Source organism: Sporosarcina sp. FSL K6-6792 (assembly GCF_038004885.1).
GTDB classification, from domain to species: Bacteria; Bacillota; Bacilli; order Bacillales_A; family Planococcaceae; genus Sporosarcina; species Sporosarcina psychrophila.
Genome location: NZ_JBBOSA010000001.1, coordinates 2,455,465 through 2,469,695, shown reverse-complemented (window position 1 = coordinate 2,469,695; position 14,231 = coordinate 2,455,465). Strand labels below are relative to the sequence as shown.

Sequence of the window (14,231 nt, the reverse complement as noted above, 5' to 3'; positions counted from 1 at the left end):
ATATGACGAACTATATGTTAGGTGTAGATATAGGTACAACGAGTACTAAAGCGGTTTTATTTACAGAAAAAGGTGGAATTATTCAACAGGAGAATATTGGTTACCCTCTTTACACACCAGATATTTCGACAGCTGAACAGAATCCAGAAGAAATATATCAAGCTGTAGTACAAGCAATTTCAATTATAATGGAGAAATCTCGAATCTCTCCGGAACAGTTACTGTTCATTTCGTTTAGTAGTGCTATGCATAGCGTTATCGCAATGGATGAAAATGATGAGCCCCTGACGCAGTGTATAACCTGGGCAGATAATCGAAGTGAAGCCTGGACACGTAAAATAAAAGAAGAGCTAAATGGGCATGAAGTGTACAGACGGACTGGAACACCTATTCACCCAATGTCCCCTTTAAGCAAAATTGCTTGGATTGTGCATGATCGCCCTGAAATAGCGTTGAAAGCTAAAAAATATATAGGCATTAAAGAATATATTTTCAAGAAATTCTTTGGGCGCTATGTTGTAGATCATTCTCTGGCTTCAGCAATGGGAATGATGAATCTGGAAAAATTGAATTGGGATGAAGAAGCATTGGAAATAGCGGGTGTCACACCGGAGCAGCTATCTGAACTTGTACCGACAACCGAGATTTTTAACAATTGTAACGTAGAAATTGCAAGTAAGCTTGGCATCAATCCGCAAACTTCATTTGTTATTGGTGCAAGTGATGGGGTGCTTTCTAATATAGGCGTGAATGCAATCGGTAAAGGTGAAGTGGCGGTAACGATTGGGACAAGTGGCGCAATACGAACAGTCATTGATCGGCCTCAAACAGACGAAAAAGGGCGGATATTTTGCTATGCGTTAACTGAGAAGCATTGGGTCATTGGTGGGCCCGTAAACAATGGTGGAATGGTACTTCGCTGGATTAGAGATGAATTTGCATCATCAGAAGTAGAAACAGCAAAAAGACTTGGGATTGATCCTTATGAAGTATTAACGAAGATTGCTGAACGTGTAAGACCGGGATCTGATGGGTTGTTATTCCATCCATACCTAGCAGGTGAACGTGCACCATTGTGGAATCCTGATGTGCGTGGCTCATTTTTCGGTTTAACAATGACCCATAAAAAAGAACATATGATTCGGGCGGCCCTTGAAGGCGTGATTTACAATTTGTACACAGTATTTTTAGCACTAATTGAAGTCATGGACACACCAGTTACCCGAATTCAAGCGACCGGTGGCTTCGCAAGATCAGATGTTTGGCGCCAAATGATGGCCGACATATTCGATTTGGAAGTAATTGTCCCGGAAAGTTATGAGAGCTCTTGTCTAGGTGCTTGCATTTTAGGGCTTTATGCTACAGGGAAAATCGAGTCATTTGACGTAGTATCTGAAATGATTGGTAGTACTTATAAGCACACACCTGTGAATTCTGATGTACAAGAATATAGAAAACTATTACCGATATTCATAAATTTATCGAGAGTATTGGAAAAGGAATACACAAGCATAGCGGATTATCAGAGAAGTTTAAGTAAAAAGTAACAAAAAAGTTTGACCCTAAAAGAAAAAATGTAACATGGACGGTGCTTGAAACGATTATTTCGGAGCAAAAAAAGACTATTAATTAGGTTTGAGAAAAGTTGTATGGCATGTCATTTCCATCTTTAATTAAGTAATAAAAAATGATCTTTCATGAGTTCACATTGAACTTACGAAAGATCATTTTTTATTGTTTATTGCATATCAAAGCTGCCCTATTGAACGAAGAAGAGATGGTGGAGCCAAAAACAAAAACGTGAAGTCCGCTAGCCCCAAACATCCCATGTAGCCTCCATGGACCATTGCCACAATTCTAGCGCACTCTGTATTGTATTCCAGACTGGAAATAGGCATAGGTGAAAATCGCTGCCAACAAACCAATACGTTTTCCGAATATAGAGTTAGTGACAGCTAGATTTGAATTATCTAGAACTTCTTTCATATCTACTAAAGTGTCTTGTCTTGTCATGGAAATAAAAAAATCTTTAACATGGAAAGCGACATGATCTATGTGCAGAATCGTCGTATGCGTTATTTGGAAATTGTCTAAACTTACTTGTCCTCTTTCTATCGACTTCTTTGTTTGATAAGCAAATAGATAAAGTAAGGTGCCCCTATTACGGCTGTCCATACACCTGCAGGCACTTCAATCGGTGCAAAGGCAACACGAGCAATCCAGTCTGCAACAACAACGAGAATTGCTCCAATGATTGCGGATAAACCTACCATTGAACCAAAGGTAGGGCCGACAATTCTTTTTGCAATATGTGGTGCGATTAACCCAACAAACCCAATACCGCCGGCAAAAGAAACGGAGGCACCCGTCAAGGCGGCACAAAGTAAAAGGAAAATAATTCGGTTCTTTTGAACTGGGGATCCAGCACTTTTCGCCAAGTCATCACCAAGTTCTAAAACGTTCATCTCCCTCGTCATGGCAAGCGTGATGAAAAAAAGAATAGTAATCCATATCGCAATCATTCGAACTTCAGTCCAATTTGAACCGTAGATACTTCCAGTGATCCAAATATTCGCTTGGCTCGCCTGATGGATTGGTCCAACAAGCATAAGTACGGTTGTTCCAGCATGCATAAATGCTGAAATTCCAATCCCTATAAGTAACATTCGGAAGGGGGCAATGCCGTTTTTCCAAGATAACGTGAACACAATCGCGGCTGTAATCATCGCACCACCGAAAGCAAATAACGGCATCCAATCTTGACTCACTGTTAGCGCATTACTTTCATTTGAAAACAATGCTAAAAATAATACAACTGCAAATGAAGCTCCTGCCGTAATCCCAATGATATCTGGGGAACCAAGAGGATTTCTAGATACACTTTGCAAAATGGCGCCCGCCGTCGCTAAGCCGATTCCAACTAAAATGGCCATCATAATACGAGGTAGCCGAAATTCAAAGATAATCGTTTGATCAAACGATTCTCCAATCCCTAAAATAACTTTTAAGACATTTAAAGGTGAAATGAAAAACTCACCAGAACTCATTGATAGAATAGCTACTAACCCTAAAAGCAACGTTGCAATCATCGTTGTAAACAAAGATTTCTTATCTAAAATAAACGAAGCAACATTTCCTATTCGAACTGTCACTTTATTTTTCATGCCCCAAATCTCCTTCTTGCCACATAAATAAAGAATGGAACACCGATTAATGCAGTCATGACTCCAACCGGCACTTCCTTGGGCATTATAATGTATCGGGCTGCAATATCAGATACGAGTAAGAGAATTCCACCGTATAATGCACAAAATGGAAATACCCACTGGTGTTGGATCCCGATGAATGATCGAACGATATGAGGAATAATGATTCCGATGAAGCCGATAGGACCCGCAATTGCTACAGAAATACCTGCTAATACAACTACAATAAGAGAAAAAACAAATTTTAATAGCACTACATTCTGACCTAATCCAGACGCAACATCGTCACCCATTGCTAGTAGGTTCATTTGCTTCGCCAAAACAAAGGCTACCAGCAATCCAATCACCATATAAGGCAATCCTGTAATTAATAGACCGATAGGCCGATTGGCTACGGAACCTGCGAGCCAAAATAATACTTGATCGAGTGCTGTTTCATTAATTGTTAGGAATCCTTGTGTCATGGATGAGAATAAAGCGGAAACTGCTGCTCCTGCTAATATAAGCTTCATTGGCGTTAACCCTTCTCTGCCAATACTACTTAAAACAAAGACAATCCCGAAGGAAACGGCCGCTCCGACTAATCCGAACATCATATAAGATTGAAGGCTTTGTACTTGGAAGAACACAACCCCAATTACGACAAAGAAAACAGCACCAGCATTAATACCTAGAATACTTGGAGAGGCTAATGGATTTTTCGTTATGGATTGCATAATTGCACCTGAAGTGGCTAAACAAGCTCCAACAGCTGCAGCAATTAATGCACGTGGTAAGCGTACATTTTGAATGACAAGATGTTCAGTTGATCCGTCATTTTCTTTAAATGCGGAAAAGGCAGTGGACCAGCTTGTATCTGTATAGCCGTATACAATACTAGAAAAAAAACAAAGAATGAAAACTAAACTACTTACGATAAGGGCAATCCACTTACCCCTTGATGTATGTATCATGACTTCCTCACTTCATTGAGAATTATTTTCAATTCACTGTTGACATGAAATATATTAGCATATAGCATACTAAGTGTAAATGATTTTCATTCTCAATTAACAGGAGGAAATAATGTACATGCGAAAAATATCATCCCTCATACTTATTATGAGTATTCTTGTATTAGCGGCTTGTGGGGCTACTAAGGAGTCAAAAGATTCAGGTGAAAGTGCACAACCAACTGATGTGGAAACATATACTGTCGATCATGCAATGGGAAGTACAGATGTAAAAGGAACACCAAAACGCATTGTAGTCTTAACAAACGAAGGTGCTGAAGCCCTTCTATCAATAGGAATTCAACCTGTAGGTGCAGTTCAATCACCCGCTGAGAAAATTTGGTATGATCATATGGACATGACAGGTACTGAATCTGTGGGTATTGAATCAGAACCAAGTTTAGAAAAGATAGCATCTTTAAAACCAGATCTGATCATTGGGAATAAAATGCGTCACGAAGCAGTTTACGAACAGTTAAGCAAAATTGCCCCAACTGTTTTTGCAGAAACACTTCGCGGGGATTGGCAGGAAAACTTTAAATTATATGCGAAAGCAGTAAATCAAGAAGAAAAAGGTAATGAAGTATTAGGAGAATACAATAATCGCATTGAAACAATAAAGGCTGATTTAGGAGACCAAAAGAAGAAAAAGATATCAATGGTTCGCTTTATGGCGGGAGATGTACGCATTTACCATAAGGATTCCTTCTCGGGTGTGATTCTAGATCAACTTGGATTTGCGCGCGCAGATGGACAAGATGTGGACGATTTTGCTGAAAAAGGCCTCACGAAAGAACGTATTCCAGCTATGGATGGCGATGTGCTCTTTTACTTCACTTATGAAACTGGAGATAACGAAGCAACGAAGCTTACAAACGACTGGATTGAGGATCCATTATTTAAAAATCTAAATGTCGCGAAAAGTGGAAATGTCTCACAAGTAAATGACATCATTTGGAACACTGCTGGTGGTGTATTAGCAGCGAACTTAATGCTAGATGATATTGAGGAGTATTTCTTGAAAAAGTAATTTAAATGGAATGAAATAATAAAAAGCTGAAAACAGCCCGATGATGCGATATTTACTCGCTTCACTGGGCTGTTTTTGTATACATAATTTACTGTTCAGCTGCGTCTTCTTTAGGTCCTTTTTTAAATACAGAACCGAATAATACAACAATACTTCCGAGACCTATCCATGTCAGCATTTGAACTGAATGACTCCAGCCAAATCCTTTGCCAAAGAAGAACAGTTCACGAAGACCTTCAATCATATGGCGCATTGGAAGCCAAGAGTTAATCCAATCGCGATAGAAGGAAGACATGAACTCTGGTGGCATCGCTAGAAGTGGCGCTCCGAAGAACAGCATAATGACGAAAATAGGAATGCCTTTGATCCCAAGCCACATGAGAACTGCTGAAATCATTAGGAAGAAAGTGAAGTAGGTGAGTGATAGAAATAGGCCGGTATCACCAAACTTCGGAATGTTCAAGCCTAGCATCGTACTAGCTAGCCACGTTAACCCAAATCCAGCGATCAGCGCAAGAACTGCACCTAGTAATACCTGGATCGAAACGCCTACCAACTTATCTTTACGGTTTCTAAATACGGTCTTGCTAATTGTCATGAAAATAATAGCCGCTCCGGCAATGCTACCCATCCAAATTGGCTGAAACATTGTGACAGGGGCATTCCCATTCGCGCTTTTTGTTCCGATTTCGTTAACATTGATGACCGTTTTCGTAATTGGGGAGACAAGAAGAGCCGCCTGCTCTGTTGTAATCGTCCCGCCCTGCATTTCGAAACCTTCCAATAGCTGTGTTCGGACATTAGCATTTATTCCATCGACCATTCCATTTAATACCTGTCCTGCCGTATTAGCCGCCAACGGGTTCATGCCCTGATTCAAGAAAATCTGGATTTCAGGTGAAACCGGCTCCGGCGTTTGAAGGGAAACCTGATTTTTACTGAAGTCCGATGGAATCATTAATGCAGCATAGTATTTCTTTTCATTCAATCCTTTTTGAACTTCAGCAAAGCTATTCACTTCAATCCATTTGATTGGTGAATCTTGACCGGGGATGGCTTGTGAACGAATATTTTCGATAATTGTGTTGCCCATGTTCATATCTGTCTTATTCGGAAGAGTAGCACCTTGGTCTTCGTTGACTATTGCAACGGGCATTTCTTTAGGTGCTGGACTAATGGAAGGAATAAGCGTTAATGAAAAAATGAAAATAATGGCGATTACAGCAATGGGTGAAATAAATGTCAATTTATTTTTTAAGACATTCATTGTAAAACCTCCTTTTAATGAACACGTTGTTGATTAGTGACCTACGTGTATATTATAATTGAATTACTAATAACATCAATAATCAATTGACTGAGGTCTGTTTATTAATCAACAAATAGAAGAAATACGTTCAATATCAGCTTGAAAAAAGGAGAGTGATTGTCATGGAAGGGAAGAAAATGGATCGGAGAATCATCCGAACCAGGCGGATGATTCGAGACACGTTTACACAATTGATGGAGGAAAAAGGATTTGAGGCAATAACGGTAAGTGATTTGACGGAAAAAGCTAACATCAACAGAGGGACATTCTATCTACATTACAAAGATAAGTATGATTTATTGGAACAAAGTGAAGAGGAAATTTTTGTGGAACTGGATAGAATTGCAGAAGAAGCTTGGAATGCAGTGAACCAAAATTATGCAAACGATGTTAAAGTTGAGGAGCCACTTCCATTTGTAATCAAGTTATTTGAATTCCTCGAAGAGAATTTTGAATTTATGAAGGTTATTTTAGGACCGAATGGGAATCCCTCTTTTCAAGTTCGATTAAAGGGATTCATAAAAAAGAAAATGCTTCATAAGTTTAGTGATTTCTTGAATGAGGAAAATATGGTGGTTCCACTTGATTATTTAGTAGCTTACGTAAGTTCAGCGCATCTAGGAGTCATTCAATGTTGGCTGGAGAGTGGAATGGATAGATCACCACAAGAAATGGCACATATTTTATCACAAACGACGTTTTGGGGCCCTGCTCATGTGGCTGGATTAAAAAAAGGCTAACTACATTAAGCTTAAATAAAGAATCCCTTCAAATTTGCTACGGCGTCTTCGCCTAGTAACTATAGGTATTCATTTGTTCAATATATAGTAAATCGTAAGCATACAAATCAAATAAAAAAGGTATGTATGGTAGGAGCCCAAACATACCTTGAAGTATCATTAATTATCCGGCTACTGGAACATCGTGATTAATAATACGATGGCTCCAAGCAGGATTGAAATCCATGCCAATGCTTTTTGTGGAGAAGCTAAACAGACTAAGCCTAAAACGAGTGCGCCACCACCTAACCAATAAGGAGCATAAAAGAACCCTATAGCCGCTAAAATTATTGCTAACCAACCAATCCAGATGCCCAAGGAAGTTTTCAAGTCAATGACCTCCCTTCAATTTGATGGGAACAACAACTGAGTAAACGGGTCGTTCGTTATTGTTCTTATAGTTTATTATATGCAGGGTTACAGAGGGGACAGTGGTTAATGGACTCATTATTAATATTATTATTATGTGCATTTAGCTCACTTAGGATGGGGGAGTAAGAGCGGTGGGTTATGCAATCAATTCTGGAAAAGGATCAATTGACAAAAGTGACTTATTGGTACCTTGATTGACCTTTTTAAGCTAAGAGGGACGTAAGAATTTAAATGAAGGATGGCGAAAGGCTGTTTAGCAACTATGTTGTTTAAAGTGATAAGCAATAGTCTGAATCTGTAAAATAAATTAATTACTTTCCAAAAAGGTGTTGCTAATTTTCCAACAATGATGTAAAGTCTGTAATAACGTAACTAAGCAAATCCAATTTAATAGTTTTTCTTATCTAGAGAGGTATAGGGACTGGCCCGATGACACCTCAGCAACCGCCATTTTATGGCATGGTGCTAATTCCAGCAAGTTGATAACACGACTTGGTAGATGAGGAGAAGACTTATTCAGATTTAGAGTCTACTTCCTTTATTCAACATAGGAAGAGGCTCTTTTTATTTTAACTAATTTTCCCATTAAGTAACATATTTTGAAGAATGATGAAGAGTATTTCCGGAACGGGACTTTGGGAAAGTGAAAGGAGCAAGTGATAGTCGTGAATTTACTAGATACTATGAAAGAACGAATTTTGATCGGTGATGGTGCAATGGGAACTCTACTTTATTCACACGGTGTGGATCTTTGTTTTGAAGAGCTGAACTTGACACATCCAGATCAAGTGCTTCGCATCCACCAAGCCTATATAGAGGCAGGTGCGGATATTATTCAAACTAATACGTATGGTGCGAATTATATCAAGTTAGCACGTCATGGGTTAGAGGACAGTGTAAAAAAGATAAATAAAGCCGCAGTTCAAATTGCAAAAAAAGCAGCGGGTAAAAATACGTTCGTCCTTGGAACTATCGGGGGTATTCATGGATCTCGAACATCCATTGGAACAAAGGATGAAATCAAGCGCAGTTTTAGGGAACAACTATATTGCTTACTTCTTGAGGGAGTGGACGGCCTACTTTTAGAAACTTATTACGATTTTGATGAATTAACAACCGTGCTCAAAATTGCACGTGAGGAGACAGATATCCCAATTATTACGAACGTTTCAATGCATGAAGCGGGGGTGCTCCAAAATGGAATAGAGCTCATAGATGCTTTACAGCAGTTGGAAGATTTAGGTGCAGATATAGTAGGCATTAACTGTCGCCTTGGCCCTCACCACATGCTGAAGTCATTAGAAACTGTGCCGTTGATGAAGCGTGCTTTACTCTCGGTGTATCCGAATGCTAGTTATCCAGGATATAAGGATGGGAAACTTTTTTACGAAAATGAGCCTGAATATTTCGAGAAGTTCGCGCTGAGTTTTCGGAAGGCAGGAGTTAGTTTAATAGGAGGATGTTGTGGGACGACGCCAGAACATATTAGGGCCCTAGTGAAAGGACTTACAATTCGGGAACCAATTCAAGAAAAGCTTGTTAAGAAGAAGGAGGTAAAGACAGAGGTTGTGGAGTCTGAATTGAAGGAATCTCAACCGCCAACATTGCTTGAGACAGTGAGAAAAAGACATTCGATAATTGTTGAACTTGATGCGCCCAAACATTTAAACACGGGCAAGTTCTTTGAGGGGGCTCAGGCGTTAAAGGATGCAGGCGTGGATGCCATTACACTGGCCGATAATTCCCTAGCGACGCCGAGAATTTGCAACGCTTCAATGGCTTCGCTTGTTAAACAAAAGATTGGTGCAACACCTTTGGTCCATATTACATGCCGAGATCGCAATCTAATTGGATTACAGTCGCATCTCATGGGATTACACACACTGGGTATTACTGAATTGCTAGCGATTACGGGGGACCCTACGAAAATTGGAGATTTCCCCGGAGCAACATCCGTTTTCGATGTGACATCCTTTGAATTGATTCAACTCATAAAGCAATTCAATGAGGGCATTTCAAAGTCTGGAAAGTCATTGCAACAGAAAACATCCTTTACTGTGGCAGCGGCCTTTAATCCGAACGTGCGTCATTTAGATCGCGCTGTGGAGAGATTAGAGAAAAAAATAGAAGCAGGAGCCGACTATTTTATTACCCAGCCTATCTATAGCACGGAGAAGATAATAGAAGTATACGAGGCAACAAAACATATTGAGACGCCAATTTACATCGGAATTATGCCGCTGACTTCATCGCAAAACGCCGAATTTCTACACAATGAGGTACCAGGCATTAAGTTGACGGATCAAGTACGTGCAAGAATGGCTTTATCTGATGGTAATCGTGAGCAGTCTACGAAAGAAGGCTTACAGGTTTCGAAAGAATTGATCGATGTGGCGCTGGAGCATTTTCATGGCATCTATTTAATCACTCCCTTTATGCGCTATGACATGACCGTGAATTTGACGGAGTATATACACAGTAAAGTGGATGTGATTGTAGCAAGGGAGGTGGTCCAAACCGAGAGTATCGTGTATTAAAACAGATTGAAAAAATACTATAAAAAATAAAGGGGCTAACATACAATGGTAAAAGTACAAAGTTCAACTAGTGGATATCCAAGAATCGGTGGAAAACGTGAATGGAAAAGGGCGTTGGAAAGTTTTTGGAATGGGGCAACATCAGAAGAACAGCTACTGAAAACAACGGAAACGCTTCGTTTAGAAAGTCTACAGAAACAAAAAGAATTCGGTGTTGACCTTATCCCGGTTGGAGATTTTTCATTATACGACCATGTGCTGGACACATCTATTATGTTTGGTGTCGTACCAAAACGCTTCGAGTATGCGGGTGGTAAAGTACCTTTGGAAACATACTTTGCAATTGCGCGTGGAACTAAAGATGCGGTTGCCTCAGAGATGACAAAATGGTTTAATACAAATTATCACTATATTGTTCCGGAACTAGAAGGTGTAACGCCGCAATTAGTAGAGAACCGCCCGCTCGCTTTTTATAAGGAAGCAAAAGAAAAGCTGGGTATTGATGGCAAGCCGGTTATCCTAGGCCCAGTTACATATATTAAACTGGCAAAATCTTTTGGCGAAGAGAATTTTTCTACTTTATTGCAACAGTTTACGCCGTTGTACATTGAAGTATTGAAAGAGCTTGTAGTGGCAGGCGTTGAGTGGGTTCAGATTGATGAGCCGATTCTTACAAGTAAGTTGACAGAAGAGGATTTCCAACATGTGCAACAGGCATACGCAGCAATTCATGAAGCAGTGCCACAATTAAAGATTATCATACAAACTTATTTTGAAAAAGTAGCTAATTATGAAGCGGTTGTTGCGCTGCCGGTACACGGATTTGGTTTAGACTTTGTTCATGGCGATTCGCTTGAATTGCTACAAAAATATGGTTTTCCTCAAGACAAAGTACTTGCGGCGGGTGTCATTGACGGTCGAAATGTGTGGCGTGCGGATCTGGATAAAAAAGTAACGCTATTAGAAGAAATTCAGTTACATGTTGATAAAAGCCGTTTGATTGTTCAACCTTCCTCTTCACTTCTTCATGTTCCTGTCAGTACGGAAACTGAAGAGAAATTGGATCCGATTATTAAAGGGGGTCTGTCATTCGCTGATCAGAAGCTTGCTGAAATTGTGCTCCTTAGTCGGGGGATTCACGATGGCACTGAAACGATTGCGACAGGACTTGAGGAGAGCAGGAACGCACTTGCTCGTCTAAATAACTCGAAGTATCGGCAAAACGTTGAAGTGAAAGAAACGATTGAAAATCTAACTGAGCAAGATGTAAATCGCTCATTGCCATTTGCGAAACGAATTATCGAGCAGCAAAAACGTTTTAATTTGCCTCTTCTGCCGACAACGACAATCGGGAGTTTACCGCAGACGTCAGAAGTAAGACAGACAAGATCTAAATGGCGTAAAGGGGAAATTACAAACGAGGCCTACGAGCAATTTATCAAAGATCAGATTGACAAATGGATTGAAATTCAAGAAGACATCGGCATTGATGTTTTGGTCCATGGTGAATTTGAAAGAACAGATATGGTTGAATACTTCGGTGAAAAGTTCGAAGGATTTGCAGTATCACAGTTTGGCTGGGTTCAGTCTTATGGTTCGCGTTGCGTCAAGCCACCACTCATTTTAGGTGATGTTGCGTTTAGTGAACCAATTACTGTGAAAGAAAGTGTCTATGCTCAAACGTTAACAACGAAGCCTGTAAAAGGTATGCTGACGGGCCCTGTAACGATTTTGAATTGGTCGTTTGTCCGAGATGACATTCCTCGTTTTGACGTATTGAACCAAATTGCATTTGCACTTCGTAAAGAAATTGAAGAGCTTGAAAAGAACGGTATTCGCATGATTCAGGTAGATGAACCTGCGCTTCGAGAAGGTCTACCGTTGGATCAAGATAAACGCGAAAGTTACTTAGATGCTGCTGTCTATGCATTCAAATTGGCAACTTCTTCTGTTGAAAACGACACGCAAATTCATACGCATATGTGTTACTCGGAATTCAGCGGTATTATCAAATCCATTAGTGCATTGGATGCGGATGTTATTTCAATCGAAACGTCAAGAAGTCATGGCGAAATTATCGCTGCATTTGAGAACAATACGTATGATAAAGAAATTGGCTTAGGCGTTTATGACATCCACAGCCCACGTGTTCCAAGCAAGGAAGAAATGAAACAAAATATTAATCGTGCACTCAAAACAATTAATCCAAAACAATTTTGGATTAACCCGGATTGTGGCTTGAAAACAAGAAAAGAAGAAGAGACAATTGGCGCTTTGAAAATCATGGTTGAAGCGGCGAAAGAAGTTAGAGAAAGTCAATTAGCTACGCTTAAGAATTAATTATTTAAGTTGAAATAAAGATTCCTTTCAAATCCGCTTAGGCTATCCCAGTAAGGCACCATTGCTTTGTTAGTACATGTATTCATATGTTCAAAATAAAAAAGGTATCTTCCCGTGCATGAATGACGGGGAGATACCTTTTTATTGTGGTCGGGGGATTATTGGTTTGCGAAGTATATGCTCGGTTGCGTGAGGGATATGATCGGTCGTGTGAAGTATATGCTTGGTTGACGGGATATATGATTGGTCGAGAGAAGTATATGCTTGGTTTACGGAGGATATGATCGGTCGCTTGAAGTATATGCTCGGTTGTCGTAGGATATGATCGGTCGGGAGAAGTATATGCTTGGTTGGCGGAGGATATGATCGGTCGCGTGAAGTATATGCTCGGTTGACGGGGTATTTGATCGGTCGCGTGAAGAATATGCTCGGTTGTCAGAGTATATGATTGGTTGCGTGAAGGATATGCTCGGTTGGTGAGGGATATGATTGGTCGGGCGAAGAATATGCTCGGTTGGCGGTATATGCTTGGTTGGTGAGAGATATGATCGGTCGTGTGAAGGATATGCTCGGTTTGCGGGGTATATGATTGGTCGGGAGAAGTATATGCTCGGTTGTCGGAGGATATGATCGGTTGCGTGAAGTATATGCTTGGTTGGCGAGGGATATGATCGGTCGGGGGAAGTATATGCTTGGTTGTCGGGGGATATGATCGGTTGGCGGTATATGCTTGGTCGGGTGAAGTATATGCCTGGTTTGTGAGGGATATGATGGGTCGCGTGAAGAATATGCTTGGTTGACGGGGTATTTGATCGGTCGCGTGAAGAATATGCTCGGTTGGCAAGGGAAATGATCGGTCGCGCGAAGAATATGCTCGGTTACGCAGGAAAATATGATGAGCTTAGGTCAGCAATTTCACTTTTGTTCTAGTGGTATCCTTTCATATACTATGGCACTTTGAAGTGCGTACTACCTAATTTGATTTACTTGTGTATAATTAGTATAGGAAGCTGAATTACAATCACAATTATATATAATAGAGGAGTTTTACATCATGGCAATTAAAGTTAAGGCAATTATCGGTAGTACAAGTTCAACTTCATTCAACTTAAAAATAGTTGAACATATGAGAAGTCGTTATGCAGATCAATTAGACATTACACCTGTCTTTATCAATGATCTTGATATGTTTTCAATTGATATAGAAAGCAACCCATCTGCAAACGTAGTTGATTTTAAAAATAATGTAAAAGATTCAGATGCTGTATTATTTGCAGTTCCTGAATATAACTTCTCTATTCCAGGCGCAATGAAAAATGCTATCGACTGGTTATCACGTGGTGGCGATTTCACACTTAAAAACAAACCTGGCTTCATCGTAGGATCATCTATGGGAGCATTCGGAAGTATCCGTGCGCAACTCCACTTAAGAGAAATCCTGTCAAACCCAGCGTTAGCTCCTGTCTTACTGCCAGGTAACGAAGTATACATCGGTTCAGTTCATGAGAAAATGAACGAAGCTGGCGAACTTACTGATAAAGCTACGATTGATTTCTTGGATTCAGTAGTCTTTAACTTTATTGAGTTCTATAACAAAACAAATACTACAGTTAAAGCTTAAGAAATCTCCTGATCATCAAAAACAGACACTCCCTGGAGAGTGTCT

At 40.0% G+C, this 14,231-nt stretch carries 10 protein-coding genes and 1 riboswitch; of the genes, 6 read left to right on the top strand and 4 right to left on the bottom strand.

Annotated elements, in window-relative coordinates; genetic code table 11:
* Window positions 1–2 precede the first annotated feature (2 nt).
* Window positions 3–1,547 carry a gluconokinase gene (gntK, locus tag MKZ26_RS11995; RefSeq protein ID WP_340766337.1) on the top strand — a complete coding sequence of 515 codons (1,545 nt, stop codon included), beginning with the start codon at window positions 3–5 and terminating at the stop codon, window positions 1,545–1,547.
* Between the two features lie 564 nt (window positions 1,548–2,111).
* Here gntK and MKZ26_RS11990 read toward each other — a convergent pair.
* Both MKZ26_RS11990 and MKZ26_RS11985 read right to left on the bottom strand, forming a co-directional pair.
* Window positions 2,112–3,164, bottom strand: coding sequence for a FecCD family ABC transporter permease (locus MKZ26_RS11990; RefSeq protein WP_187046579.1), 1,053 nt, complete (start codon window positions 3,162–3,164; stop codon window positions 2,112–2,114).
* Entirely contained in the window at window positions 3,161–4,159 is a 999-nt protein-coding gene (locus tag MKZ26_RS11985) for a FecCD family ABC transporter permease (protein ID WP_067205474.1), read from the bottom strand. Before MKZ26_RS11985 ends, MKZ26_RS11990 begins: the two co-directional genes overlap by 4 nt.
* 112 nt (window positions 4,160–4,271) lie before the next feature.
* On the opposite strand from MKZ26_RS11985, the gene MKZ26_RS11980 reads away from it, so the two are divergent.
* Window positions 4,272–5,228: an ABC transporter substrate-binding protein gene (locus tag MKZ26_RS11980; protein WP_340766336.1), complete on the top strand. Its 957-nt coding sequence runs from the start codon at window positions 4,272–4,274 to the stop codon at window positions 5,226–5,228.
* A gap of 88 nt (window positions 5,229–5,316) precedes the next feature.
* Here the strand turns inward: MKZ26_RS11980 and MKZ26_RS11975 are convergent, their stop codons facing one another.
* Window positions 5,317–6,495 (bottom strand): YhgE/Pip domain-containing protein, encoded by a 1,179-nt coding sequence (locus tag MKZ26_RS11975; protein ID WP_340766335.1) that lies wholly within the window; start codon window positions 6,493–6,495, stop codon window positions 5,317–5,319.
* Between the two features lie 164 nt (window positions 6,496–6,659).
* On the opposite strand from MKZ26_RS11975, the gene MKZ26_RS11970 reads away from it, so the two are divergent.
* Entirely contained in the window at window positions 6,660–7,277 is a 618-nt protein-coding gene (locus MKZ26_RS11970; RefSeq protein ID WP_340766334.1) for a TetR/AcrR family transcriptional regulator, read from the top strand.
* A 171-nt stretch (window positions 7,278–7,448) separates the two neighbouring features.
* Here the strand turns inward: MKZ26_RS11970 and MKZ26_RS11965 are convergent, their stop codons facing one another.
* On the bottom strand, window positions 7,449–7,646 hold the full coding sequence (locus MKZ26_RS11965) for a hypothetical protein (protein WP_197485359.1): 198 nt from the start codon (window positions 7,644–7,646) through the stop codon (window positions 7,449–7,451).
* Window positions 7,647–8,085: 439 nt separating this feature from the next.
* Window positions 8,086–8,194: riboswitch (SAM riboswitch) on the top strand.
* A 159-nt stretch (window positions 8,195–8,353) separates the two neighbouring features.
* Here MKZ26_RS11965 and MKZ26_RS11960 point away from each other — a divergent pair.
* The 3 genes from MKZ26_RS11960 to MKZ26_RS11950 all read left to right on the top strand — a co-directional run bounded on the left by MKZ26_RS11960 (window position 8,354) and on the right by MKZ26_RS11950 (window position 14,186).
* Window positions 8,354–10,225, top strand: coding sequence for a bifunctional homocysteine S-methyltransferase/methylenetetrahydrofolate reductase (locus MKZ26_RS11960; protein ID WP_340766333.1), 1,872 nt, complete (start codon window positions 8,354–8,356; stop codon window positions 10,223–10,225).
* A 45-nt stretch (window positions 10,226–10,270) separates the two neighbouring features.
* Entirely contained in the window at window positions 10,271–12,565 is a 2,295-nt protein-coding gene (metE, locus tag MKZ26_RS11955) for a 5-methyltetrahydropteroyltriglutamate--homocysteine S-methyltransferase (RefSeq protein ID WP_340766332.1), read from the top strand.
* 1,054 nt (window positions 12,566–13,619) lie between these two features.
* Window positions 13,620–14,186, top strand: a complete 567-nt coding sequence (locus MKZ26_RS11950; RefSeq protein ID WP_340766331.1) for an NADPH-dependent FMN reductase — start codon at window positions 13,620–13,622, stop codon at window positions 14,184–14,186.
* The last annotated feature ends 45 nt before the right edge of the window (window positions 14,187–14,231 follow it).